Origin of the sequence: Paenibacillus apii, assembly GCF_011043685.1 — a bacterium.
Classification (GTDB): domain Bacteria; phylum Bacillota; class Bacilli; order Paenibacillales; family Paenibacillaceae; genus Paenibacillus_AQ; species Paenibacillus_AQ sabinae.
In genome coordinates this window covers 159,451-184,368 of sequence record NZ_JAAKGU010000006.1, presented here as the reverse complement: position 1 = coordinate 184,368, position 24,918 = coordinate 159,451, and the positions used below count along the sequence as shown (strand labels likewise).

Here is a 24,918-nt window from a genome sequence, read left to right as displayed (position 1 = left end):
CCGTGTTATTCTTTTAGATTTCATTTTCTCAGTCCTTTGCTAGATTTATTTATCTAGACTGGTCAAAATTAATAGTCATATGATAATATAAGTTAAATCATTTTTGTTGTAAATGCAACAAAATTAATTAACCACAGGAGAGAAGTAATAATATGACTATCACTATGAAGAAGTGCACGATCGAAGATTTACGCATGCTTCAAGAAATAAGTTATGAAACATTTAATGATACTTTTGGAGATTTGAATACGTCCGAAAATATGAAATCCTATTTGGAAAGAGCATTTAATTTAGAGAAATTAGAACAAGAATTATCTAATGCAAGTTCATTTTTCTTTTTTATTTATAGTAATGAAGAGCTGGCTGGTTATTTTAAGGTTAATGTCAATGACGCCCAATCAGAGAATATTGCTGACGAGGCGCTTGAGATTGAGAGGATTTATATAAGCAGAAAATTTCAAGGGCAAGGTCTGGGGAAGCGTCTTATCCATAAAGGCATAGAAATTGCGAAAGAGCAGAATAAACAGCAGGTTTGGTTAGGCGTATGGGAAAAAAATGAGGGTGCCATCCAATTTTATAAAGGAATGGGTTTTGTTGAACACGGAGCCCACTCCTTTTACATGGGAGATGAGAAGCAAACGGATTTTATAATGGTTAAAACACTTTGATGATTGTTATTAAGATCGCGCGCTGCGCGGTCTTTTTATGTTGAAGTTTTATATCTTTTGAATCATCTTCATAAGCTTCATCTCTGTCCCGTCGGCGGCCGGAGTATAGATAATGCACCGCAAATCGGCGCTGCCGTGGACGTGCATTGAGGTGAGCTCGAACAGCATTTTGCCGGCTTTGGAATGCCGGAACTCGATCAACACGTCGGGAGCGTTGTTCACTGTGCTGCGCTGCCAGAGACAGTTGAAATCCGGGTAGTGTTCATTCATGTCGCGTAAAAATTCGGTGTACCATTCGTCATCAACGTATTGCCCGTAATAGGTTCTGAAAATGGCGAGAAACCCTCCTACAAAATCCTCCCAGTTCACGGCAAGCCTTTGCAGCTCTTTGCGGGCAAATAGCAGACGGATCAAATTGCGCTGCGCTGCTGGAACGTGCTCGAAATCGAGAAAAACATGTCTTGCGGCATCATTCCAGCCGACAATCTGGCACCGGCGGTCCGTTACAATCGTCGGGGAATATTTCAGATCCCTTATAATTTTAAGCAGGGAAGGGCGGATTTCAGGTTGAGTCTCGGAGGGAAATTCAGGTCCTGTATGCGTATCCAGCGCGAGCGAATACAGGTAGCTTCGCTCATCGGCGGTAAGCCGGAGAGCCTTGGAGACATTGTCAAGGACAGAGGCGGATACCTGGATATCACGGCCCTGTTCCAGCCAGGTGTACCAGGTAGTGCTGACGCCCGCAAGCTGTGCGACCTCTTCCCGTCTAAGCCCGGGCGTCCTTCTGCGTGTACCGGCGGGCAGGCCTGCCGACAAGGGTGAAATTTTGGCACGCTGCGATTTCAGGAAGACGGACAACGCTTCCCTCCGGGCCTCGGCATTCATAAATCATCCCTCCAATTATTGTTATCCTGGAACTCATTATACTAGTTTAAACAGCAACTTGTAATAGGATAAAATTCATGACATGATAACGGTGGATTTAGAGTATGGGAGATTTATGAAGGGGGATTCCGTATGGAAAGAGTCGTCATTACCGGGATGGGCGTCATTTCGCCTCTTGGAAATACTGTAGAGGAATTCTGGAAAAAACTGAGGGACGGACAATCCGGCATATCCGAAATTGATGCCTTTGATACGTCCGCCTACAAGACTAAATTTGGCGGGGTTGTGCGGGATTTTGACGCGGAGGCTTTGTTCGGACGTAAAGATGCGCGGCGTATGGACCGCTTCACCCAATTTGCGCTCGCCGCTGCCGATCAGGCCATGGCCGATTCGGGGCTTAGGCCGGAGGAGATGGAGCGGGAACGGTTCGGCGTATACGTTGGTTCGGGCATCGGCGGCATTGGCTCACTGCTGGATCAATATCAGGTGCTGCTTCAGCGGGGGCCGGACCGGGTAAGCCCAACCTTGGTCCCGATGATGATTTCCAACATGGCCGCGGCCTCGATCAGTATCCGTTATGGCGCTTTGGGTCCGGCATTATCGCCTGTAACGGCTTGCTCCATCGGCAATACAGCCATCGGCGAAGCCTTCCGGGCAATCCGGTTCGGCGATGCGGACGTTATTTTGGCCGGAGGCGCGGAAGCGGCGATCAATGAAATCTCGCTCGCCAGCTTCGGCAACGCGCATGCTATATCTGTCCGTAATGGCGACATCCGGCGGGCTAGCCGCCCGTTCGACGCGGAAAGGGATGGATTTGTGATCGGCGAGGGCGCGGGCATTCTCGTTCTGGAGTCGCTCGCCCATGCGCAGCGGCGGGATGCGCGGATTTACGCGGAGGTGATCGGCTACGGAGCCAGCTCCGACGCCTATCATATGGTGGCAACCCATCCGGAAGGAAGAGGAGCTTATCAGGCGATGAAGCGGGCGCTGCAATCAGCCGGTCTGTCGCCTGGGGACATTGATGTAATCAGCGCGCACGCCACCAGCACTGAACTTGGGGATCTCTCCGAAACGAAGGCGATTAAAGCCCTGTTTGGGGATGACGCTTACCGCATTCCGGTTACGGCCAACAAATCGATGACGGGACATATGCTCGGCGCTGCCGGCGGAGCGGAAGCAATCGCCTTGGTCAAGAGCCTTATGAACAACGTCATTCCGCCGACGATCAACCTGGAGAACCCCGACCCGGACTGTGATTTGGACTATGTGCCCAATGAAGCCAGAGTAAGGGATCTTGAGATCGGCATGTCCAATTCCTTCGGCTTCGGCGGGCATAACGCAGTTATAGTAATTCGGAAATATCCATGAATGAAGCTATTTTGCTCAATCGGATGATTTATTGTTCTTATGCTGGTTCATGAGAAGGGACTTCAGCTCCTGAAGCTCCGCTTCAATCCGGTGCAGGTGGCCCTGCATGTCGTCGATCTCCTGCTCCGCCTTGTAGTTGATCGCAAAGTCAATAATCGCCTCATGTTTGTCCCGCGCGGCCTGCCGGTTCTGGCTCATCATGATGACCGGAGCCTGGAACGCGGACAGAAAGGACAGGCATAGATTCAGCAGAATAAACGGCGGCGAATCAAAATGCCGGGTGAAGCTAAGCACGTTCCAAATAATCCATAGCGCCAAAAAGCAAGTGAAATAAATGATGAACGTCCAGCTTCCGCCGAAAGAGGCGATACGGTCGGCCAATTTTCCGCCGGGACCCGTCTGCTTGTTGTATTCCTCATCCAGATGGGCGACGATGCGTTTTTCATAAAGCTCCACATATTGGTCAATGCGCCCTTTATGTTTGTCGTTCAGTTCAATGCCGAATCCATTAATGGTCACGTCCTCGGGCGGGACCGTTTTTGCGTTCTCTTGCGCCATTGATTGTCCTCCTTAGGTGAAAAAAGAATGCCATCATCTTACTCCATCCATTTCCATTTGTATATGGGATGAATTGGGCTGCCCTTTTATTTTTCCGGTAACGGGAACTGTTCCGCACTTGCCATCGTCTAATCCAGTGAGGTGAATGCATTGAATTTAGATGAACTGAAAGATGCAGACCATATGGACGAAGATACGCTTCGGGCTGTGATGGAGCGATTCGGCGACGACGTCTGGAATTATATTTATTATCTGACGTCAAGCATCGAGCTGGCGGACGGGCTGGCGCAGGAAGTGTTTGTGAAATGCTATTACCGCATCGGGACGTACCGGGGAGGGTCTTCTTTTCAAACCTGGCTGTTCTCCATTGCGCGCAATGCGGTGTTCTCCCACCGAAAATCCCGTTTTTTCAAAGCAAGTCTGTGGGGAGATTTCACTGCGCTGCCGGATCGGACGGAAAAGATCGGGGTGAACGCAGGCGGAGGAATGGTTGTTGCCGCTTCGGCGGAAATGCAGTATTTCAGCAGCATGTATGTCAACGAAATCTGGGATGTCATTATGAAGCTGCCCGCGGGTTTCCGTGAAGCGCTTGTGCTCGATTTGAAGTACGGGATGTCGGCAAAAGAAATAGCAGAACTTACGGGCTGGTCCCCCGGAACCGTCAAATCGAGGCTGTACCGCGCCCGCCGCAAGGTTCAATCCAAGCTGAAGGAGATGGAATAATGGACAACAAGCCGAATTGGTATGAGCGTGTGGCGGCCGGCCCCTTTGAAAAGCACGGATTTACGGCAGAGCATGCGGAGAATGTGATTCGCACCATCCGTGAGGGTCAGCTCCGATCGGCCCGGAAACGCCGGGGTACCCGCTATTTGAAAACAGCCGCTGCCGTTTGCATTGCGTTGACCATCGCCAGACTGGGCTGGGCGGCAGCGGATGGTCCTCTCTCCGGTTACCGGGGAAAGGATAATGTTAGTTCAACTACTGCGGGAGTTGTTAATGAGGCGAACATGAGGAATACGGCCGATAAGGCGATGCGGGATATGGTGGGTACCTCTTTTCCTCTGGAATACTCTGACCACCTATCGAAAAAGAAGCAGATCCTTTATTCGTACCGCAGTGGATACAATACCGCCAAAATATGGATCAGTACGGAAACAGGGGCGTTGGTACGGGCTCAGGTGAACAGTACGCTTAAACCTGGGGATGTGGCGAAGAAAATGAGTGAGGGAGCAAGAACGGCGCTGGCGAGTTTGGGGTATAGAGGAAGCTTTGCTTATTCCGCTTCCCGTCATGTCGATTATGATGCTGCCAAAGACAAAACGGCAGCCATCCGAACCACATTCAGGGCAGCGGATGCACGGGTCGAGTTCATCAACGGAGACATTACGGTAATGAGCTGCAAAATAGACATCGGAACCCTGGACCCTGTTACGATAGATGCGGGAATCAAGGCGTTAAAGATCATGAACAAGAATACAGGAACCCCTTCTTTATCCAGAGCCTTCCGCTTCGTTAAAGGAACATCAGATTTGCTGACACTAGGTTTTAGCGAGGGGGCATCCGTTGGCGAGGCATTAGTTACGATGGATAACAAGGTCCGAATGGTCTACGGGGTGAGCGATCCTGCTTTGTTCGATGGGAAGTCAGACTCCGCTTCGGTGCAGGCCGAACGGGACAAACAACTGCTCGCTATCAGTGAGAAGAAGCTGCGTTCGGAGGCGGAAGCTCTAAATTCGGCATACGGCTTACATCTTGAGCTCAAAGATTATCAATTTAAGAAAAATCCGAAAGCCCCCGGTATCGCCGCATTCACCAAGCCGGGAGTTCCAGCTATCTCAATTTCTTACAACATCTCGGGAAAGATATGGAGATTTTCGGTTGATACTCTAAAATAATTTCACCGCCGCTTCGCCAAAGCCGCAATATCCCGGCTGTGCAGGATGGAACTGTCCGCGCCGTGGACGGCAGACCGGATCATCGCCTGCCCCAGCTCCTTTAGCGTAATGACATGGCCGGGGAAGAGAACCCGAAGCGCCGGGTACAGCCAGGTCAAAGCGTAATAGTAGCGGTGGGTATTCCGCAAGCCATTGGTCGGATGAATATAGCCCGGGCGGTACATGTACGCTGACTTGAAGGGCAGGCGCAGCAGCCGGTTCTCGATCCTGCCCTTCACCCGGGCCCACATGCTGCGGCCCTGTTCGGTGCTGTCCGTACCTTCCCCCGAAACGTAGCAAAATACCATTTGCGGATTTAGTCCCGCAAGCAGCTCGGCCGCATGCAGCGTCAAGTCGTAGGTCAGCCGCGCGTATTCGGCCTCGTTCTTACCGACAGAAGATACGCCCAGGCAGAAGAAACAGGCGTCATAGCCCGTAAGCCGATCCCGGATGGGCGCAAGGTTGAACCAATCGGCATGGATGATTTCCTTCAGCTTGGGATGGGATATGCCGCAGGGTCGTCGGTTGACCGCCAGCACCTCCTCCACATCGGGATGCAGCAGGCATTCATGCAGGACGCCTTCACCGACCATGCCCGTAGCGCCGGTAAGGATCACCTTGATTGGGCTAACGGCTGGCACCTTCCCATTTTCCATAAGTAATCTCCTCCTTAGATGGTTCTGTTATTCACTCAGCTTCAGTACCCTTGCAATATTCTCGCAGGTTCGTTCCACATTGCGCGGCCCTTCCGCCAGCAGCTTCTCAAGGCCCGATGCGCCCGGAACAATGCCGAATACCGCATCAATGCCCTCTGCATACAGCGTATCAATTCCCTCTCCGATATACCCGGCCAGGGCAATCACCTTTTTGCCGCGTTCTTTGGCGGCCCGGGCTACCCCATAAGGGGTTTTGCCGAATTTGGTCTGAAAATCGATGCCGCCTTCCCCGGTAAACACAAAGTCCGCATCCGCCAGCTTCTCCTTCAAGCCGGTATATTCCACAACAATTCCGATGCCCTTACGGAGCACCGCCTGTGTAAAGATCAGCAGACCCGCGCCCAAACCGCCGGCCGCGCCGGCTCCCGGTATATCCTGCACATCTTTCTGAAGCTGCCGCTTCACGATCTCCGCATAATGGGCGAGGTTGGCGTCTAGTCTGCGCACCATCTCGGGCGTGGCTCCTTTTTGCGGACCGAACACATAAGAGGCGCCATGCTCCCCGCACAGCGGATTTGTAACGTCGCACGCCACAATCAGCTCTGCATGTCGTAGCCGTTCATCGAGCGAGGAAATGTCAATACGGGTCAGCCGGTCCAGACTTCCTCCTCCCCGGGGCAGAGGTTTTCCATCCTCGTCCAGAAATTTGGCTCCAAGCGCTTCGGCCATGCCTGTACCGCCGTCGTTCGTTGCGCTTCCCCCGATGCCGATGATCATTTTTCGGATTCCCTGGTCCAGACATTCACGAATCAGCTCACCCGTTCCAAAGGTTGTCGTAATCAAAGGATTCTTCGTTTCCGGGGTCACCAGATGAATTCCGCTTGCGGAAGCCATCTCGATTGCCGCGGTCTTTCCGTCGCCCAGAATGCCGTACTTGGCTGTCACCGGCTGCCCGAGCGGTCCCGTTACTTCCTTGTAATGGATTTGTCCGCGCGAGGCGTCGACCAGCGACTGCACCGTCCCTTCGCCGCCATCCGCCATCGGAACTTGAATATAATTAGCCGACGGGTAGACCTTTCGCAGCCCTTTTTCCATCGCGATACAGACTTCTTTTGCCGTCATACTCTCTTTAAAGGAATCCGGCGCCAGCACAAACGTCTTCTCTTTCATCTTCTCACCCCATGGTTATTGTTTAAGCGAAAATACATAAATATAGCAGCGCTGCACGATCGCCTTTGAGGTTCGCTCTATTTTGACTATAATGGGTATTACACGAATTTTACAAATAAGAGGGGTAAGCATGAACGGAAAAAATAAAGGGACCGCCGCCGGGTTCTATACCGTGTCCGCGCTGCTCGTATTGAAGCTGCTTCTGCTGCGGTTGCTGTTCTTCGACCGGATCGCATGGGAGTGGGTGCTGGCGGAAGCCGCGCCGGTGCTGCTGCTGATGGGAATTCTGGCTGTGGCCGTGCCTTCCAGGGCGAAGAACGCCGCATTCTGGATACTCAGCGGCTTGCTGTCGCTGCTGCTGTTCGCCGCAAGCGTCTATTTCAATCATTTCGGCTCGGTGCCGACTTATCTGGCTCTTTATGAGCTGAATCAGGTGTTCCAGATCAGGGACAGCGTGGAGTCGACGATTCAGCCGGTCGATTATTTGTTCTTTGCGGACTTTGCTGTGTATGCGATATACCGCTTGTTCCGCCGTTGGAAGCCGGCTCCGAGGGACATGCGCTCGGCTTACTCGCCTCCGAAGCATCGAGGCGCCTTTCTGGTCGTACTGTTCGTCTCGATCATCGGGGGCGCTTCGCTGTCCGCCTATTCGATTCATGCCGCTTCGGGGATTACGAACGAGCTGGTGCAGGCCGAAAACGCGGGCTTCCTGAACTACGAGGTCGTAGCCGCGATTCGGGAGCGCCGGAACAATGAACTGCTCGGCATCGGCAACATCAAGGATACGATCGCCAAGGCGGAGGCGCTGGAGTCCTCCTATAACTATGGAGGAGCGCCGTCCGGCACGCCGTCCGCAGCCTTCTATGGTTCCATGAAAGGCAAAAATGTCATCGTCGTGCAAATGGAGGCTTTTCAGAACTTCCCGCTGCATCAGTCGCTGAACGGGCAGGAGCTGACACCGAATTTGAACAAGCTGGCGAATGAAGGGTTTTATTTTCCCCGCATCTTTCAGCAGATTGGTCCGGGCAACACCTCGGATGCCGAATTTATGAGCAATACGTCCATTTATCCGATCGGCTCGTTGGCGATGTCCACGGGCTTTGGAGACCGGACACTGCCGAGCCTGCCCCGCGTACTGGAGAAGAAAGGGTATGAATCCTATACGTTTCACGTGAATAAAGTGGGCTTCTGGAACCGGAAGGAGCTGTACGCGGCGCTCGGATTCAGCGGGTATTATGACAAGCCTTACTATAAAAACGACCATTTTAACGCCTTTGGCGCTTCGGATGAGCAGTTGTACCTTACGGGCGTAGAGAAGCTGGCCGAACTGAAGAGGAAGGGGACGCCTTTTTATGCCCAGTTCGTGACGGCCTCGAGCCACCACCCTTTTCAAATTCCGGATTCGTTCCGAAAAATAACCGTGCCGGATAATCTCGAAGGCACCATGCTCGGCGATTATCTGACCGCGATTAACTATACCGACTATGCCATCGGAACGCTGATTGACGGACTAAAGCAGAGTGGGCTGTGGGACAGCACCTTGCTGGTCTTTTACGGCGACCATTTCGGACTTCAGCCGCAGGACGTTCCGCCGGAGCAGGTGGAGGGTGCGCTGGGGATCAAATACGACAACCGCATCAGCCGCTTCAATATTCCGCTTATTATTCACATGCCCGGCTCGAAGCAGGGGAAGACGGTCGAACGGACGGGCGGACAGCTGGATATCATGCCGACACTGGCCAATCTGCTGGGGATATCGTTGAAAAACGAAGGGGTCACGCCGTTCGGACACGATCTGCTGAATATACAGCATAATGTGGCGGGAATGAGGTACTATCTGCCTTCGGGGTCTTTTTTCAATGATGATATTCTGTTCGTTCCGGGCAAAAGCTTTCAGGACGGCGAGGCCGTCTCGCTGAAGACGCTGCAAAGGATCGCCGATTTTGCCAAGTATGAGCGGGATTACAAGTATATTTTGCAATGGATGAGCCTGTCGGACGAATATGTAAAGCTGCTGCCAAGACGTTAGCGGTCACGGTACGTCGGCTGAACGATGAAGAAGCTGGGAGAGAAAAAAGACAATGAAAAGATGGTTAAAACCGCATGTACTCGGGGCGGCGGCGGGCCTTGGCCTGCTGCTCGGCCTGCTGTTCCTCGGGCCGTTCATCGGAGTGGCCGACAACGGCGACTTTCTGCGCATGATGAATACGATCGGCCTGAATTATTACAACGTACCGGAGGCGTATCAAGACCGCTTTTTCAGCTACAGCCATTCCCGGTTTGCGTATGATCATCTGTTCCGCGGGTTCTACCCCTCGTCGCAGATTTTTATCGTGCTCGTTCCAAGGCTGCTGGGCGGTTTGCTGCACGGAAGCTGGTTCGACATCCGGATGCTGGCTGCGGTGTACGGATTATTGCTGCTCGCGGCGACCTGGCTGCTGGTCAAGTATAACGCCCGCGGCTCCTATGTAACGGGACTGCTGTTGGCGGGAGCGCTGCTGTTCGTCTTTTACGATATTGGCTATCTCGCGTACTTCAATTCGCTGTTCGGCGAGCCGGTCTCGCTCGTATTTATGCTGCTGGCCTTCGCCCTCGGGCTGAGGCTTCTTTCCAGGGAAACGCCGTCCGTCAAGGACCTGTGGCTCTTTTTTGCCGCCATCTTCTTCCTGACCTGCTCCAAAATCCAGAACGCGCCCATCGGCGTTGCCTTCGCCCTGATCTTTCTGCGGCTGGCGTCGCTTCAAGGGACTGCGGGCTTCCGCAAAGCGGCGATCCGTTTCTCGGCTGCCATCTTTCTTATTTCCGTCATTATGTACGCCGCCGCGCCCAAGGATTTGAAGCATATCAATCTGTACCAGACGGTATTTTACGGTATTCTGAACGGTTCGCCGGATGTGAAAGGAGACCTCAGGGAGCTGGGGCTGCCCGAGCGGCTGGAGGTGCTGGCGGGTACGAATTATTTCGAGAGCGGGACGTCGATCAAGCAGGATGACCCGTCGCTCGTTCCCGATTTTTACAGCCGGATATCCCACAAGGATGTGCTGCTGTTCTATCTGAAGCATCCCGGCCGACTGCTGGACAATATGCGTTACGCCGCAGCGAACAGTATGGCGATTCGCCCTTCGTATCTCGGGAATTTCGAGAAGGCTGACAATAAGCCGCCGGGCGCTCTCGCCTATTCCTACAGCGGTTGGAGCCAGTTGAAAAATAATGTGCTGTCGCATAATCTCGTATTTCTGGCCATCTTTTACGCCGTTTATTATGCCGGGGCGCTGTATGAATATCTGCGAAGCGCGGACCAGCGGCAGCGAGTGGCTTGCGAACTGATGATGCTGCTTGGACTCATTGGGATATTCGCCTTCCTGGTTCCGATCCTCGGAGACGGACGAGCGGACATCGGCAAGCATCTGTTTCTGTTCAATGTCTGCTTCGATATGATGGCCGTCACGATGTTTGTCTGGGCGGTAAGCAAGCTGACAGGATGGATTTATCGCCGCGCAAATTAGTATAGATGCGTTCAGCTCTGAAAGCCGTGACGGCTATCCCGTCACGGCTTTTTCGCCAACACTTGATATTCACCATGTAAAAGCATCGAATCAATAATAGTATTTGGATACTCGCTCATACAGCTCTACCAGCTTTGGAAATACACCCATCTCTTTGACCGCGGCGATATCTTCGCTGACTGCTTTCTCTTCTTCATACCAGGATGCCGGACGGGCAATGGGCAGCGCGACTGAATTATTGTACCGAAGGCTTGCAATCATCAGGTCAAGCGTCTGGTTCAGGTAATGATGCAAAGACTTGAACCGGTTCTTGTATATCGCCCTGATATTGTTGTAATCCGACAAGTAATCGCTAAGGACAGGCAGGGTCGCAAAGTCAGGCACCATGGTTAGAACGAATAATTTGATCTCCATCTCATGTGGATACTTTTCACAAAGTTTAATGAAATTCCAGCGGGCATCGATGTGGTTATCCGAAGAAACCGGATGTTCCTGGTGGTAGTTAACCAATGCGTCATCATGAATAAATATCGCTCCATTTCGGGCGGCGCGGTAGCCAAGCTCCCAGTCCTCCCAGCCGAATCCCTCGAAATATTCCTCGAATCCGCCAAGCTCATCATAAAAACGTTTGGTCATTGAGACATTATTCGTGATCAGATTCACCCAGGCGTAATTAAACAGTTTAAATCTGCTGCCATAGGTTTGCAGGATGTTCTCGAAGAATCCATTCTTGTTGCTCCAATAGTTAAGGTGCCCGGGATCAAACATCATTTCAAAGGGGAGCAGCTGTACCGGCGTCTCGTCTCCCTGCATCAGCCGCTCAACGATCGGCGCGGCGATCGGGTGACCGGCATACAATGAGCTTATTGCCGCCTTCTGTCCTGAAGAATAACCGGGACCGGTCATCGTATACAGGAGTCTTGAACGCATGGCGCCGGATACAACCTTGTTTTCTCCGCTTTGATGGTGGTTGACATGGTTCATGACAAAGTCGGGCCCGCATATCATCTCGGCATCCACAAAGAGCAGGGTATGCCCCACGGCAATGCTTGTGCCGATGTTCCGGATTTTGGATCTTCCTCTGCTCTTAAGCTGCTGCACATAAATGAACGAGTATTCCGGATACACCGAGTAATAAACGACAGGCGTAGGATCAGTAGAGCCGTCATCCAGAAAAATAACCTCCAGCTGCTGAAGCGGAAATTGCTGCCGCTCCAGACTCAGCAGGGAGAAGTAGTTCAAAGGGCAGCGGTTATAGGAAGGCATAACTATGCTAGCTGCAAAAGTTCTTTTAATCCCATTGATCACTGCAATGCTTCTGCTTGGATCGCGGTAGAAATAGAGGCCCGCCTCTTCTCCATCCAGCTTCGAATACATGTAATCCCGAATCTCTTCCGCGCTTCGGACCGACGACCATAAGCGAAACTCCCGGACCTGACCTTTGAAAGTACCATACATATTTCCGCCGAGGCAGAGAGAGGGAATGATATGCTCTACATTGGTGGACATGCTTTCTCCCTTTACCCCAGTTCCGTTAATATACAGCCGCAGCTTCTTGTTGTCGCAAATGACAGCAACATGCTGCCATTCCGAGAAATCATGCGCAAAGACGAGCCTTGCAGGAAGATGATTGACGCAATGTTCGAAGACCGAGATTCCGTTCGTACCCACCGAGATTCCGCAGCCCGCAGACCCCACCGGGTAGAAATCCGGTCCCACCAAGAATTTTCTTCCGCTGATGCCGTCCGTCCCTGTATTCCGTTCTTCGTCCAGAATTTGTTCCTCTTCCGCTTTTACCCAAAATTCATAAGTAAAGTTATTGCTAATCTCACAGGTTCGCTGAAACTTAATCCAGCCGTTGCCGTCAAACCGCAATGTGCTTTCTTCATACATGAATAATCCCTCCTATTTTCCCCCGTGCTCCGAGATGGCTATTTGATACAGTTCAAGATAGCCTTCGACCATTCTGGATACCGAAAATCTTTCTTCGACATGGTATCTTAATTGGTCGGGGGGATAGGGGGGCTGGTAATCATAAAGTTTTTCTTTCATTTGTTCGATGGAGTCACACATCATCTCGGGGAAGGGCTCCAGTATTTCCGGAACGGCCCCTTTGGACAGAGCAAGTACAGGAGTTCCGCAGGCCATCGCTTCAACCAGCACAAGCCCGAACGGTTCGGCCCACTGGATGGGAAAGAGAAGACATTTGGCGTTCTTTAATAAATCCTGGCGGATTCTCCCGCCGACCGGACCGACAAATTGGAGCAGGGAGTTGCGTTTCAACCGGGGAGAAATCTCACTATAAAAAAGCTCTTCATCATGGAGCGGTCCGGCTATAACGAGCCGCTGTCCGGTCATTTCCGCAAGATCCATCGCTTCAAGTATTCCTTTTTCCCGGACCACCCTGCCCATAAAGAGCAGATAATCTTCTTTGTCATGGCTGAACTCATATTCTTCAGGAACAATACCGTTGTGAACGTTAAATCCGTATCCGCCGCCTATCGATTCTCTTGCGCTGCGGCTTACATATATCGGAAATCCAACGGGGTTGAAGACCGGCAGATGAATGGTATGCACTAACGGAACATTCACCCCAATTCGGCTGATCGCAGAATCAAAGGTATGGTCATGAATGATATCAATGTTTTGCGGAAGATTTTCCATAACATAAGATCCGATGGAGTCATCTCCCCAAAATGGATAGGGAATGACTCTTCCCGGGATATGGCTTTCGGATGGAGCAAAGAGAATAACCTCATGCCCCCTGTCGGCTAGCCCTTTGGAAAGCTCATAGATGATGCGTTCCGTTCCGCCATCCCTGTGTGGAGGGACTGTTTCATGATTTGGCGCGACTTGCAGAATTCTCATGGAGAACCCTCCTGTACTTAAGCGTTGTATATGGACTAAGACATCATATGATTTCCGTTTCATCGCTGCATACGGAGTCTGCCTATAACCTTAAGCATCCTTCTGCCCAACCTGGTCAAAATATGCGGATTGCCCGGTTCAATTGTCCATGACTAGAGTCCCTCCGCAGGAATCTATTGTAAGAGGGGGAGAAGTGGATGGCGAACCATGATCCAATCGCGCTGAATGGTGTTCTAAACCGTTTATTGAGAGGACAATTTCACATAAATCCTGAAAGGGGATGTCCGGAATGAAGGCAGTAATTCTGGCGGGCGGCTACGGCACACGCATCAGCGAAGAATCGCATCTGAAGCCGAAGCCGATGATCGAAATTGGAGAGAAACCGATTTTGTGGCATATTATGAAACTGTATTCCCACTATGGATTTAACGACTTTGTCATTTGTCTGGGCTATAAAGGCAATGTAATCAAAGAATATTTCTCTAATTATTATCTCTATAACTCCGATGTCACGTTCGATTACACCAACCACAATGAAATGTTAATTCATCAGCGCAAGGCGGAACCCTGGAAGGTTACCCTGGTGGATACGGGGCTGGAGACGCTGACCGGTGGTAGACTGAAAAGGATTGCCGAGTTCATCGGGGACGAGACTTTTATGATGACTTACGGTGACGGACTCTCTTCGATTGACCTTAGCGCTCTGCTGAAATTCCACCGCAGTCACGGTAAATTAGCCACGGTAACCGTAACCCAGCCTCCGGGAAGGTTCGGTGCGATGCAGCTTAATGACCAGCAACGGGTGGAGGCTTTCAGGGAGAAGCCCAAAGGCGACAACTCTTGGATTAATGCGGGCTTTTTTGTGCTTGAGCCGCAAGTGTTTCAATATATCGAGGGAGACCGAACGGTATTTGAGCAGGAGCCGCTGGAGCGTCTTGCCAGTGAAGGCCACTTGATGGGCTATCCATTCGAAGACTTTTGGCATCCGATGGATACTTTGCGGGACAAGAATTATTTGGATCAATTATGGAAATCGGGGAATGCTCCGTGGAAAAAATAAACTTTTGGAAAGGCAAAAAGGTGTTTCTTACCGGCCACACGGGCTTTAAGGGTTCTTGGCTGTCCATCTGGCTGCACCGGCTTGGAGCGGAGGTTGCCGGCTACTCCGAAGCGCCTCCGACTAAGCCCAGCCTGTACGAGTGCTCTAATGCGGGCCGGCTTCTGACCTCAATCACGGGGGATATCCGGGATGCCGACCGCCTGCAGAAGGCGATGCAGGATGCCGATCCGGATATTGTATTTCATCTCGCCGCGCAGCCGCTCGTCAGGGAATCCTATCAGCGGCCGGTGGATACGTATGCGGTTAATGTGCTTGGAACCGTACATGTACTCGAAGCGGTGCGCCAGAATAATTCCCAAGGAGGCCGGATTAAGGCGGTCGTTAACGTTACGACGGACAAATGCTACAGCAACAAGGAATGGTTCTGGGGATACCGGGAAAATGACAGGCTTGGCGGCTTTGATCCTTATTCCAACAGCAAAGCCTGCTCCGAGCTCGTCACCGCTTCGTACCGGGATTCCTTTTTTAACCCTAGCCGGTATGAGGAGCACGGTGTGGCCATCGCATCGGCAAGGGCCGGCAATGTGATCGGTGGCGGAGATTGGGCCGGTGAACGGCTGATCCCCGACAGCTTCCGGGCCTTCGGCGATCAAGTTCCCCTGGTCATTCGGAGTCCGCGTTCGGTACGCCCCTGGCAGCATGTACTGGAGCCGCTTGGCGGTTACCTGCTGCTGGCTCAGCGGTTGTATGAATATGGAGTGCGGTATGCGGAAGGCTGGAACTTCGGGCCGGAGGAGCAGGATGCGCAGAGCGTTGAATCGGTAGTCAGCCGTTTTTGCCGTTTATGGGGAGAGGGAGCTGCCTATGAAGTGGTGCCAGATGATAAGCTGCATGAAGCCGCTGCATTGAAGCTTGACTGCTCCAAGGCAAAGGCCCGGCTGGGCTGGCGTCCCAGATGGAATCTGGATACGGCCCTGGCTCAGACCGCCGCGTGGTATAAAGCTTACTTGAATGGGGAAGACATGCTTGAGTTTTGCCGCGCACAGATTGGGGGATTTGAGCAGGCTGGCGGCTGATTAGGAGAGGTTTGGTAAAGGAAGGGGTGTCCCGCATGCCATGGAAATGGCTGATGTCATTTGAACATTAGTCCCCTGATACGATAAGAACAAACCCCAAATAATTAGAAAAGGGCACCTTTTTGAAAGTGTCCTTTTCTGTTATTTGGAGACTACACCACAATAATATGGTTTGCGACCTCTTTCAATTGAACTGGCGCTTGAACTTACACAGACAGCCTGCCATGCCTATTCTGCACGACAGGCTGGAGTAATAACTTAACTCAATTCAAGTCATCGGATGCATCACTTAGTCGGATTTGAATCTGCTCGTTGGCGTAAGCTGTAGAGGAAATCATAAAGGTCGCACGACCGTTGGGCTGAATCGAAACAGATTTTTTATTATCAGTTAAAGTACCCGAATCGTCAGGTGTCAGGTGAAGTGACTTGCTAACAGTATAGAGCAGATCCTGACTCTCAACCGCTTCCTTTCGGTTGTTCTGTACCGTCAAAGTGAGGGCAATGCCCTCAAGATTTTGTCGCTCCGGCAGGGAACTATCATTAGGGACTCCGGATCTTGACAAGGAATATTCTACAATAGATATCCCCTCAGGGAGGCCGAGCACATTCAGTTTATTTCTAAGTTCAGAAGATAACGCAGGTACAGTACCGTCAGTAGGGTCCGACAGGATATTGAGCGTCCGGGATGCCTGATTCCAAGAAATTGAAGCATCAAATAGGTAGGGCAGCAATCGGACCGGAATATAGATCTTTCCTTGCCAATTTTGAATGGATAGATCAGCATCGACTGGGTCGCCGTTTAGGTAAGTAACGCCTTTTGAAAGTCTCAATTCAACCTTCTTGCTGCTTTTGGTCGTAACGAGAGCTTTGGAAGCTTGATTCCATTGTATGTGTTGATTCAATATCTTGGACAAGACTCTAACGGGAATCCAGATTCGATTATGGATAATTTTAGGGGGGATTGTCGGCGTGGAAAGAACCCCATTCACGTAAATCTTCACGGTATCCACAGAAGCATCAGCCGCCGAGGGTAGAATTGCCATGCATAAAAGTAACGAGAGTAAAATCCTCAGCCATTTGTTCATCTTGAATGTACCTTCTTCCTATGTTGTTTGTCGAATAGAAAATTACGGATTAAAGCCTACATTTTCATTATAATATTTTGACAAACCACTAGTGATGGTTTTGGATGGAACTGTATTTGTAGGGGACGCAGTCATGGTTGAAGACTCTGCCCATAAATACCAGGCATTATTCATGAAGGCTGAAGTGTTATTCCATGTCATAGGTGAATATGCTCCAACGGTTGTACGTTTTACAATAGTATTAACCCGTTTAATCTTCACACTATCAGAAACTAAATCAACCAATGCGTCGTCTTTTACAAGGACTCCGTTAAGATACAGGTCTACTTTACCTAAACTGCCAGAATATCCATCTGTTTTCATCTTTAAATCAGCTGTAGATCCATAGTATGGTGAACCTTGCCACCACTTGAAAACTCCATTTTCATGGTAACCACAAAATGGAACCCATGCATGTGAGGCTGCTAAATAGTGTAGACCATATTCTGCTTTGGGATCATTATTGCTTGCCTTATTCATACCAATATAGATGTAAGGAACATCATATTGCCCTGAAGTGTTTGCAGCGACTGATACAGTCGATGGAAGTGTAACACTTGAAGCAACACCTTTATAACTTTGGTTCGATTCCCACTTATATGCGTAATCCGTCAATGCTTCAGTAACTACATTTGAAGAAATAGAATCTGGCTCAAGTTGTTTCAAATATTTGTCTGCCGATTCAGTCTCGCTTTTAGTGAAAAATTCACGAGGCAGCTTATTCCCGTTTACAGACATTGAAAATTGATCAACTTTAAACTCTTTGGAATTTCTTGCACTATCTTTTGCAGCTTTATTTAACTCATCAGAATAAACCTTCTTGTCAAAATCGTATGAGTCAGTAAGAGACTCAGCGTTTACTTGTGCAGGTAGGTAAGATAGAACCATTGCTGTTAGTAAACTGGCAGAAAAGAAGCCCAAAACACTTTTTTCATTACATTAACTCCTATTTATTTTATTCAAATACTAGATAACAATAACATAAAACTATTTTAGGTTAATGGGGATATTTTACCAATAAATACCATTCATGTTAACGAAGGGTGATATATGCTATTAGATGTGTTGTTATCGAACATTTGTTTGTTTCTTAAGCTCAAATCCGCGAAAGCGATTCGATGGTTGGTCAAACCTTGCAAGAAAAACAGCTTACCCCACCCTATCAAAGTTACTCGCGTAAAACTGAAACGCTGCAATAGAAAAAAACAGAAGCCAGCCAAGTCTTTCAATAACCGAAAGGCTTGCTGGCTTCTTATTTTGCAAGGGACTGTACGCCCTCTAGCGCTCATTGAGCTGAGCGCTCCAGGCTGCGGAAGATGAGGCCGATCTCCTTGCGGAAATCTCCGGCCCCGAGGTGCTCCTTGAATCCGTACCGGTCCTCCAATTTCCGCAGGGAAATTTCAAACCGGTTCTCCTGCTGCGGCTCATCCCCTAGAATGAGGAGCTGGACCGGATCGGGATACATTTCATCATGAATCTGCTTTACACATTTCGCAGCTTCCAGAATAGTCATATGAAACGGGGAGCCGATATTCAACGTGTCATAGGAAGAAGGGAAGTTCGCCAGCACGGCGCTTGTCGCCTTGGCTACACTCTCTACATTGACAAAGTTTCTTCTTTGTCTCCCAGAAGAGCGGATGGTAATGGTCTTGTTAAAGAACGCTTCCCTGCAAAAGCAGGCCGGAACCAGACTCCAGCGGTTGATCGTCGGAGAGGAAAAGTGGCCGTACACATTCGTCGGCCGGATGCTGACTGCACGCAGCAGTCCCTTTCTTGCGTACATTTCCGTATACAGTTCAGCCACCGCATGATTGGCGGCATAATCGTTCTCAGGCAGAACGGCCGACTCTTCCGTGATCATCCCTTGCAGCTCCGATCCGAGCACCTGTATGGTCGAAAAGAAAATCATTTGAGGTATTCCGTTGTTCACCGCAAAATCGAGCACATTTTTGGTCCCGATCAAAGAGAGCTTTAGGCCTTCCCGGCCATCCCTGGAAACGATATCGTTGGCGGCTGCCAAATGAATCACGGCATCTCCGCCGAGGCGAAGTCCGGTGAAGCCGTCCGTGAGCACATCCGCTGCAATATCCTCATAGGCTCCCACCGAATTGGCTGCAGACGCAGGCGGGCTGCGGAAGATCCGCACCACCTCATGGCCTTCCCGGCGAAGCTGGTCGCACAAAGAACTTCCGATAAAGCCTCCCGCTCCGGTTACGATATATCTCATACCGAATCAAGCCTTTTATTTTGCGATAGGAACATATCCAGCGTCGGCAGATTTTTGTCTTTATCCGAGAGAATCGGAGTGTCCGTCGGCCATTTCACAGCGACCAACGGATCATTCCAGCAGATACCGCTATCTTCTTCGGGAGAGAATTTCGAGTCTACTTTGTACTGTACGGCGCAGTGATCGCACAGCGTGCAGAAACCGTGGGCGAAGCCGCGGGGGATATAGATCATCGCCCGGTTGTCTTCGGACAGTTCAATGCTGTCCCATTCTCCGAAGGTCGGGGACTCTTTACGCAAATCTACAAATACGTCAAGCACGGCGCCGGCAGCCACCCTTACAAGTTTGGTTTCCGTACTGGGGGAATATTGGAAATGCAGTCCCCGGATCGTCCCTTTGTGGATCGTTACCGACTGATTCTCCTGAATCCAGCGGCGATTGATGCCGTAAGAGGCGAAGATGGATTCGTCGTAGAGTCTCATAAACTGCCCCCGGTGATCGCTTAGAGGGGTCAGCCGGATTTCAAACACGCCTTCCAGCCTTCTTGGGATAATCTTCATCCTTGATCTCCTCCGGTCTTAAAGGCGACTGCTCCTCTGACGGAAGTGCCTGTGATGCTTGCCTCTTCACCAAGAATGCCGGTAATGACGGTACCGCCGGTTCCGGCCACTGTGACATCCCGCAGCAGAATGCTGTGCTCAATACGGCATTCCTCCAATTGGGCTCCGGACATGACCGAAACATAGGGGCCGATCGTGCAGTTCTTCAAAATGCAGCCGAAACCGATAACGACCGGAGCATGGACTGTGCAATTAATCAGAGTGGATTCCCCGGAAAAAATGCCGTTCTTCTCTCCGTACAGCTCATCCATCATCCAGTGGTTGGCCGCAAGCCACCGCTCTGGAGTCCCTACGTCGGAGCAATGCTGTGAGGTTATCGCATAGGCAACCCTTTCACCGCAGTTGATCAACGATTGGATGGCGTCCGTTATTTCAAGCTCTCCCCGTTCCGAAGCCGTCAAGGCTCGAATATAATCAAAAATTCCGGCTTTAAAGGCATAGCTGCCGACGACCGCGAGATTGCTTTTGGGGAACTTCGGTTTCTCTTCCAGCGCGATAATCCGGGTTTCATTGATTTCCGCAACACCGAACTGCTGCGGGTTCTCCACGTTAGTGAGCAGGATGCAGGCGGCCGAGTCCTCGAGCCGGTCAATCAGCGTCTTGAGCGGTTCTTTGATCAGATTGTCCCCGAGAAGCAGAATGAAGTCACTCTGCCCGATGTAATCCTCGGCTGCAGCCACTGCATCCGCAATGCCCCGGGGCTCTTGCTGGTACAAATAAGTCAGGGATACCCCGAATCGTTCTCCGCTGCCCGCGGCGGCGCAAATCATCTCCTCCTGGGACGGGTGGATCACGATACCGATGTCATGAATGCCTTCTTGGGCCAGCTTTTCGATCGCATAGAACAGAATCGGTTTATTGGCGACAGGAAGGAGCGTCTTTGGTCTGGTGAGCGTAAACGGTCTTAGACGGGTACCTTTTCCGGCGCAGACGATCAGCCCTTTCATATTCCTCCGTCTCCCTCGCGGGAGCTAAAAGGATCGCGTCCAGATTCAAAAGCTTGGATATTGCTGCCGTATGCTTTCCTTTCTTGGACAGTTACAGGAGTGCCGTCCAGATAGTAGTCATAACTCCATGGAATCTTCGAGAGCTCCTCTTTGCCCATAACATCCATCTCCTCTAAGTAGAGCTGCAGCAGCCGGTATAACGGGTTTCCACGGTCGGGAATCCACTGGCTCATGCAGTACTGCAGCATCCCGTGCAATCCGGAATAGTGATAGCATACGAAAGGAACATTGTTTTCCAGCCAATATCGTCCATTGTCCTCCCATACAATCTTTCGGCAGCGCTCATGCAGATTCCAGGCGGCGACATTATACCCCGGATGCTTCCATACCTTAACATTAAAAAAAGCCGGTGCCAGATCCACCCACTTCTGGTCCACAAAAAAAGGAGCGTGATAATGGCAGTAGCTGTACAACCGCTGTCCCCACCATTCCAGAAAACGCATCGCTTCCTCCGATCTTCGAAGGGCAAGAAAGCCTGTATTGAAGATGCCATGCTGCAGATAGCCCAGAGGATCGTCGCTCGGCTCTAACCGGTGGGGGGACAACAGGATATCATGGTGCTCCAGAGCGGCCAGCAGATCGTCGTAAGGAGCATAGGCGATGATATCGGTATCCATGAATACGACATTCATCTCCTCCGGATACCGGTCGAACAATAAACGAAGAAACGCCGGTTTGATGGAGGTTACTCCCTCAAGTAGACTGTATTTAAAGATACTTCCTTCAAAATGGGGAATTCCCAGATCCTTGGCAAGAATAACTTCATCAATCCACGGTACGTCAAGTGCCGCCGGATGAATCTCCCGTTCCATCAGGCAGATAACAATCCGGGCATATGGCATGTGATATTTGGCTGCTCTAGCCATCATTTTTGCCTCATGCAGATTATCGGCACAGGTCACTGAACAAATAATCATGGAGTGCCCCCTTCTCATTGATCGGATTAGAAATCACTGTCGTTCGAAAGAGTGAAGGGATTCCCTTCAATTGAGCGGTTTATTTTGGCTTCTCTGTAGCGCAATTTGGTTTCATCGGCAATTTTCTCCCCGCTGTAAAAGTAGTCGTAGGCCCAAGGCAGGGCGGGATGCTGAAGAGACAGCCAAGCCCAATTTTGCTGATATTCGTTCCACATTTGTTTAAAAGTCCCGTCATGGGGATAATAGGTGTCTATGCAGCTGTCCAGCAGTCCCAAAAAGTTGCTGAAGTTCGCGCAGCGAAGAGGGGTGTGGTTGGTTAGAACGTATTCATCCCGGATGCGATAGACCTTTCTGCCGCTCTCGTGCAGATTCCAGAATGCCAGATTATACCCCGGATGACGCAGGACGCCCGCATTGAAAAAAGCGGGTACGAAATTCAGAAAAGGCTGATCCGAAAAAATCCCGCTTGGCTGACCGCTGAAATCGCCTGCTATGATCTTCATCCACCATTTTGCAAAATGACGTCCTTCCTGGGAGTTCTTTACGGCCACAAGACCGCTGTGAAAGGTGCCGTCCTGCAGCGTGCCGATTTCCCGGGAGCTATCCCAGGCGTCCGAAGGTTCGAGGTGATGGGGGGTTAACGCAACATCATAGCAGCTGAGCATTTGTTCGATTTCGTGAAGCGGCTTAAACACATACATCTCCGGATCAAGATAGACAATATGCTCTTCATCCGGAAAGGCTTCAAGAAGATAGGTTAACAGCCGCCCCTTCATCGCCGTTCCGCACTGGAGGGAGTTAAATTTGAATATATAGCTGTCAAAATCATAAAGTCCCAGGTAAGCGGAGATTTCTCTGGCCGTAAAAATCCAGTCAACGTCCGGCACGGGTTCTGCCGGTTTCTCTTCTACCAGACAGACTAAAACTTTGGCGGAAGGCATCTGCCGTTTGACTGAATTTGCCAGAAGTCTTGCATGCGGCAGTCCGGATGCATTAACAACCGTTCCGATAATCAAAATGGGTCATCCTCCTTATACTGGTATCCGAATACTGCAGTATATAGGTTGCATGCGTATACCGTAACGGCGCCTGTCTCCCTGTTTGGACTCCCAATAAATAAAAGGTTTAAATACTAATATATCGGGGAACCTCGGGCGCCATCCTCAACAGAAATCCTCCCCGCGGTCAAATTGCACATAAAAGCTATGAAGCCAGCAAGTCTTTCTATAATAGAAAAAAGACTTGGCTGACTCCTGTTGTTCTACCATCGGAAATGGTTCGAAATAGAGTAATTGAGGCGGCCCGACATCTATATGTATTGCTGCAGTGTCTTTCAAAACGGCTAATCTGCAGGCTTTTTGAACCCAAAACGCTTATTCACATAGAAAACCTGCTGCTCTACAGGTATTTGAGGCTGTGCTGACTGAAGCTGAGGGTGGACCGGAAAAAACCTGTATTTTCGCAGGTATGTTATTGAACGTGCGTTCCTACTCGACCCAAAGATGCACAATTTCAGGTATTCTGCATTAGCCCTGCTTCCAGCACAAAAACATTAGGCATCCAGCAGCCATTTCCATTGCTTATGGGGTACCCTTACATATACCTCAATCCTCTCCCAACAGCTCGCGCAGCATTCCCTCGCGGTCATTCATGAACGCCTTGGTCACTGCGTAATGCTCCGTTTCCTCCAAGGCCACCTCCCGGATCCCTTCCTCTTCCAGCTGCCAAATATCCGCCCCCGAATAGAACATCAGGATCGGCCGTTCTCTCCCACCAGGAAAGTGACCGGATTCCTGAATACGAGCCGTTCCAGTGACCGGATCACCGGCAGATGAAAAGGATAGGAGCGAAAGGACGGAACCTTGTTCCTCAGTAGCTCCATATGGCGTAAAATTCAGCTTGTCATTCTCCATAGTTATATTCCTCCCCTGCATAAGGATGCTTCGATCCGAACTTAATCCATAGCGTCGTTTCTTCCACTCTATCATCCGCATTTCCTTAATTCCAAGTCGAGTCCAGGTCCATCTCTCCAGCTTGTACGGTTGCCAGAGGGCATCTGCCAATTTATTGCCTTTACGGACAGGTGTCTATAAGGCGGATATCTCCAAAGCATATAACTATTCTGTCAACAGATTACGACTGGGTAGGGTGAGGCTGTGAAAGCGAAAATATTGCAGGAGCGTAAACAGGGCTACCGTGACGGTTACAGCCATGGCTACCATCTTGGTCTGTGCGAAGCTGTCAGACGGTTGATTCCGGTTACTGCCGGTCCCCGGCGTCCCTTGAGGCTGATGTATGTCCCGCAGGGATTCGATGCAATTGACGCCGGGGTAACGGAGGCGCTGACCGGTCTCGTTAGCGAACTGATCGTATGCCCAGCGCAGAGCATGCTGGAGACAGCCGCCAGGGAATCTCCTGAAGCGGTGCTGGTCATGAATGGACTGCATGTATTCCCGGATGACCATTTGGAGCAGATCGCGGAAATCCGCAGGCGGGGTATAACCACAGCCATCTGGTTTGTCGACGACCCCTATTTTACGAAGGATACGGCGGTTCTTTGCCGGCATTACGATCATGTGTTTACGCACGAGCTGGGGTGCATTGAATTTTACCGGTCGCATGGAGCGGAATCGGTGCATTACTTGCCGCTGTGCGTCAATCCCGGAATGTTCAACCCCCGTCGTACCGGGCCGGAGTATCGCTATGACATCGTCTTTATCGGCAATGCTTTTTTTAACCGGACTGAGCTGTTCGACTATCTGGCCCCTATGTTCATCCGGCACCGGACGCTTATCGTCGGCGGATTCTGGGAGCGGCTGAAGACATTTGACACACTGTCCCCGTTCATCCACAAAGGCTTTATTCCTCCGGGAGAAACGGCGAATTATTACAGTGGCGCCAAGCTTGTCATCAATATTCACCGTCCCTGGGAAGGGGGACAGGACAACCGTAATTCGTATCAAATTGCCGGAAGATCGATCAACCCGCGCACCTATGAGATCAGCGCTTGCGGCGCCATGCAGATTACGGATGTCCGGGAGGATCTGGCGAAGCATTACCGGCCGGGTTATGACATGGAGACTTTCGGCTCGCCCGAGGAGCTGGAATCCAAAATTGAATACTATCTGAACCACGAAAAAGCCCGGCAGAAATTCGCCTTGCGGGCTCTGCGCACGACACTTCAGAATCATACCTTTGCGGCCCGGCTGCCAAGGCTGCTTGATGTGATCGACGAGGCGCGGACGAGAACTTAATTAATAAAAGGAGCGAGTGA

General features: G+C 50.8%; 23 protein-coding genes. 9 read left to right on the top strand and 14 right to left on the bottom strand.

What is annotated here, in order from left to right:
• Positions 1-152 precede the first annotated feature (152 nt).
• Positions 153-668: a GNAT family N-acetyltransferase gene (locus G5B47_RS14835; RefSeq protein ID WP_165099456.1), complete on the top strand. Its 516-nt coding sequence runs from the start codon at positions 153-155 to the stop codon at positions 666-668.
• A 48-nt stretch (positions 669-716) separates the two neighbouring features.
• Here the strand turns inward: G5B47_RS14835 and G5B47_RS14830 are convergent, their stop codons facing one another.
• Positions 717-1,553 carry a helix-turn-helix transcriptional regulator gene (locus tag G5B47_RS14830; RefSeq protein ID WP_165099454.1) on the bottom strand — a complete coding sequence of 279 codons (837 nt, stop codon included), beginning with the start codon at positions 1,551-1,553 and terminating at the stop codon, positions 717-719.
• Between the two features lie 132 nt (positions 1,554-1,685).
• On the opposite strand from G5B47_RS14830, the gene fabF reads away from it, so the two are divergent.
• Complete coding sequence (gene fabF, locus G5B47_RS14825) at positions 1,686-2,921, top strand: beta-ketoacyl-ACP synthase II (RefSeq protein WP_165099452.1); 1,236 nt, start codon at positions 1,686-1,688, stop codon at positions 2,919-2,921.
• Between the two features lie 15 nt (positions 2,922-2,936).
• Here the strand turns inward: fabF and G5B47_RS14820 are convergent, their stop codons facing one another.
• Positions 2,937-3,479, bottom strand: coding sequence for a DUF1003 domain-containing protein (locus G5B47_RS14820; protein WP_165099449.1), 543 nt, complete (start codon positions 3,477-3,479; stop codon positions 2,937-2,939).
• Positions 3,480-3,629: 150 nt separating this feature from the next.
• Between G5B47_RS14820 and G5B47_RS14815 the strand changes: the two genes are divergently transcribed.
• On the top strand, positions 3,630-4,202 hold the full coding sequence (locus G5B47_RS14815) for an RNA polymerase sigma factor (protein ID WP_235957180.1): 573 nt from the start codon (positions 3,630-3,632) through the stop codon (positions 4,200-4,202).
• Complete coding sequence (locus G5B47_RS14810) at positions 4,202-5,374, top strand: hypothetical protein (protein WP_165099446.1); 1,173 nt, start codon at positions 4,202-4,204, stop codon at positions 5,372-5,374. Before G5B47_RS14815 ends, G5B47_RS14810 begins: the two co-directional genes overlap by 1 nt.
• A gap of 2 nt (positions 5,375-5,376) precedes the next feature.
• Here G5B47_RS14810 and G5B47_RS14805 read toward each other — a convergent pair whose 3' ends face one another.
• Positions 5,377-6,069 carry an NAD-dependent epimerase/dehydratase family protein gene (locus G5B47_RS14805; RefSeq protein WP_165099443.1) on the bottom strand — a complete coding sequence of 231 codons (693 nt, stop codon included), beginning with the start codon at positions 6,067-6,069 and terminating at the stop codon, positions 5,377-5,379.
• Positions 6,070-6,096: 27 nt separating this feature from the next.
• Positions 6,097-7,239, bottom strand: a complete 1,143-nt coding sequence (locus G5B47_RS14800) for a glycerate kinase family protein (protein WP_165099440.1) — start codon at positions 7,237-7,239, stop codon at positions 6,097-6,099.
• A 130-nt stretch (positions 7,240-7,369) separates the two neighbouring features.
• Here G5B47_RS14800 and G5B47_RS14795 point away from each other — a divergent pair, with 130 nt between their 5' ends.
• Complete coding sequence (locus G5B47_RS14795) at positions 7,370-9,268, top strand: LTA synthase family protein (RefSeq protein WP_165099438.1); 1,899 nt, start codon at positions 7,370-7,372, stop codon at positions 9,266-9,268.
• 52 nt (positions 9,269-9,320) lie between these two features.
• Positions 9,321-10,745 (top strand): glycan biosynthesis hexose transferase WsfD, encoded by a 1,425-nt coding sequence (gene wsfD / locus G5B47_RS14790; protein WP_165099436.1) that lies wholly within the window; start codon positions 9,321-9,323, stop codon positions 10,743-10,745.
• Positions 10,746-10,835: 90 nt separating this feature from the next.
• Here wsfD and G5B47_RS14785 read toward each other — a convergent pair whose 3' ends face one another.
• Together G5B47_RS14785 and G5B47_RS14780 are read right to left on the bottom strand one after the other, a co-directional pair.
• Complete coding sequence (locus G5B47_RS14785; protein ID WP_165099434.1) at positions 10,836-12,638, bottom strand: glycosyltransferase; 1,803 nt, start codon at positions 12,636-12,638, stop codon at positions 10,836-10,838.
• A gap of 12 nt (positions 12,639-12,650) precedes the next feature.
• Positions 12,651-13,613, bottom strand: a complete 963-nt coding sequence (locus G5B47_RS14780; RefSeq protein WP_165099432.1) for a glycosyltransferase family 4 protein — start codon at positions 13,611-13,613, stop codon at positions 12,651-12,653.
• Between the two features lie 289 nt (positions 13,614-13,902).
• Here G5B47_RS14780 and rfbF point away from each other — a divergent pair, with 289 nt between their 5' ends.
• Complete coding sequence (gene rfbF, locus G5B47_RS14775) at positions 13,903-14,673, top strand: glucose-1-phosphate cytidylyltransferase (RefSeq protein ID WP_165099430.1); 771 nt, start codon at positions 13,903-13,905, stop codon at positions 14,671-14,673.
• Positions 14,640-15,749, top strand: a complete 1,110-nt coding sequence (gene rfbG / locus G5B47_RS14770) for a CDP-glucose 4,6-dehydratase (protein ID WP_165099428.1) — start codon at positions 14,640-14,642, stop codon at positions 15,747-15,749. Before rfbF ends, rfbG begins: the two co-directional genes overlap by 34 nt.
• A gap of 263 nt (positions 15,750-16,012) precedes the next feature.
• Here the strand turns inward: rfbG and G5B47_RS14765 are convergent, their stop codons facing one another.
• From G5B47_RS14765 to G5B47_RS14730, 8 genes are all read right to left on the bottom strand, one after another.
• Positions 16,013-16,834 carry a copper amine oxidase N-terminal domain-containing protein gene (locus G5B47_RS14765; RefSeq protein ID WP_165099426.1) on the bottom strand — a complete coding sequence of 274 codons (822 nt, stop codon included), beginning with the start codon at positions 16,832-16,834 and terminating at the stop codon, positions 16,013-16,015.
• 42 nt (positions 16,835-16,876) lie between these two features.
• Complete coding sequence (locus G5B47_RS14760; protein ID WP_165099424.1) at positions 16,877-17,794, bottom strand: hypothetical protein; 918 nt, start codon at positions 17,792-17,794, stop codon at positions 16,877-16,879.
• A gap of 364 nt (positions 17,795-18,158) precedes the next feature.
• On the bottom strand, positions 18,159-19,100 hold the full coding sequence (locus G5B47_RS14755) for an NAD-dependent epimerase/dehydratase family protein (RefSeq protein ID WP_165099421.1): 942 nt from the start codon (positions 19,098-19,100) through the stop codon (positions 18,159-18,161).
• Positions 19,097-19,660, bottom strand: a complete 564-nt coding sequence (gene rfbC / locus G5B47_RS14750) for a dTDP-4-dehydrorhamnose 3,5-epimerase (protein WP_165099418.1) — start codon at positions 19,658-19,660, stop codon at positions 19,097-19,099. Before rfbC ends, G5B47_RS14755 begins: the two co-directional genes overlap by 4 nt.
• Complete coding sequence (locus G5B47_RS14745; RefSeq protein ID WP_165099416.1) at positions 19,657-20,667, bottom strand: glucose-1-phosphate thymidylyltransferase; 1,011 nt, start codon at positions 20,665-20,667, stop codon at positions 19,657-19,659. The genes rfbC and G5B47_RS14745 overlap by 4 nt, the downstream gene beginning before the upstream one ends.
• The gene (locus tag G5B47_RS14740; RefSeq protein WP_165099414.1) at positions 20,664-21,644 is read right to left on the bottom strand and encodes a hypothetical protein; all 981 of its coding nucleotides are present in this window, start codon (positions 21,642-21,644) and stop codon (positions 20,664-20,666) included. The genes G5B47_RS14745 and G5B47_RS14740 overlap by 4 nt, the downstream gene beginning before the upstream one ends.
• A 26-nt stretch (positions 21,645-21,670) precedes the next feature.
• Positions 21,671-22,660: a hypothetical protein gene (locus G5B47_RS14735; protein ID WP_165099412.1), complete on the bottom strand. Its 990-nt coding sequence runs from the start codon at positions 22,658-22,660 to the stop codon at positions 21,671-21,673.
• 588 nt (positions 22,661-23,248) lie between these two features.
• A complete protein-coding gene (locus tag G5B47_RS14730) occupies positions 23,249-23,557 on the bottom strand; it encodes a hypothetical protein (protein ID WP_165099410.1) in 309 nt (102 codons plus the stop codon).
• Between the two features lie 243 nt (positions 23,558-23,800).
• Between G5B47_RS14730 and G5B47_RS14725 the strand changes: the two genes are divergently transcribed.
• A complete protein-coding gene (locus G5B47_RS14725; RefSeq protein WP_165099407.1) occupies positions 23,801-24,898 on the top strand; it encodes a CgeB family protein in 1,098 nt (365 codons plus the stop codon).
• Positions 24,899-24,918 lie beyond the last annotated feature (20 nt).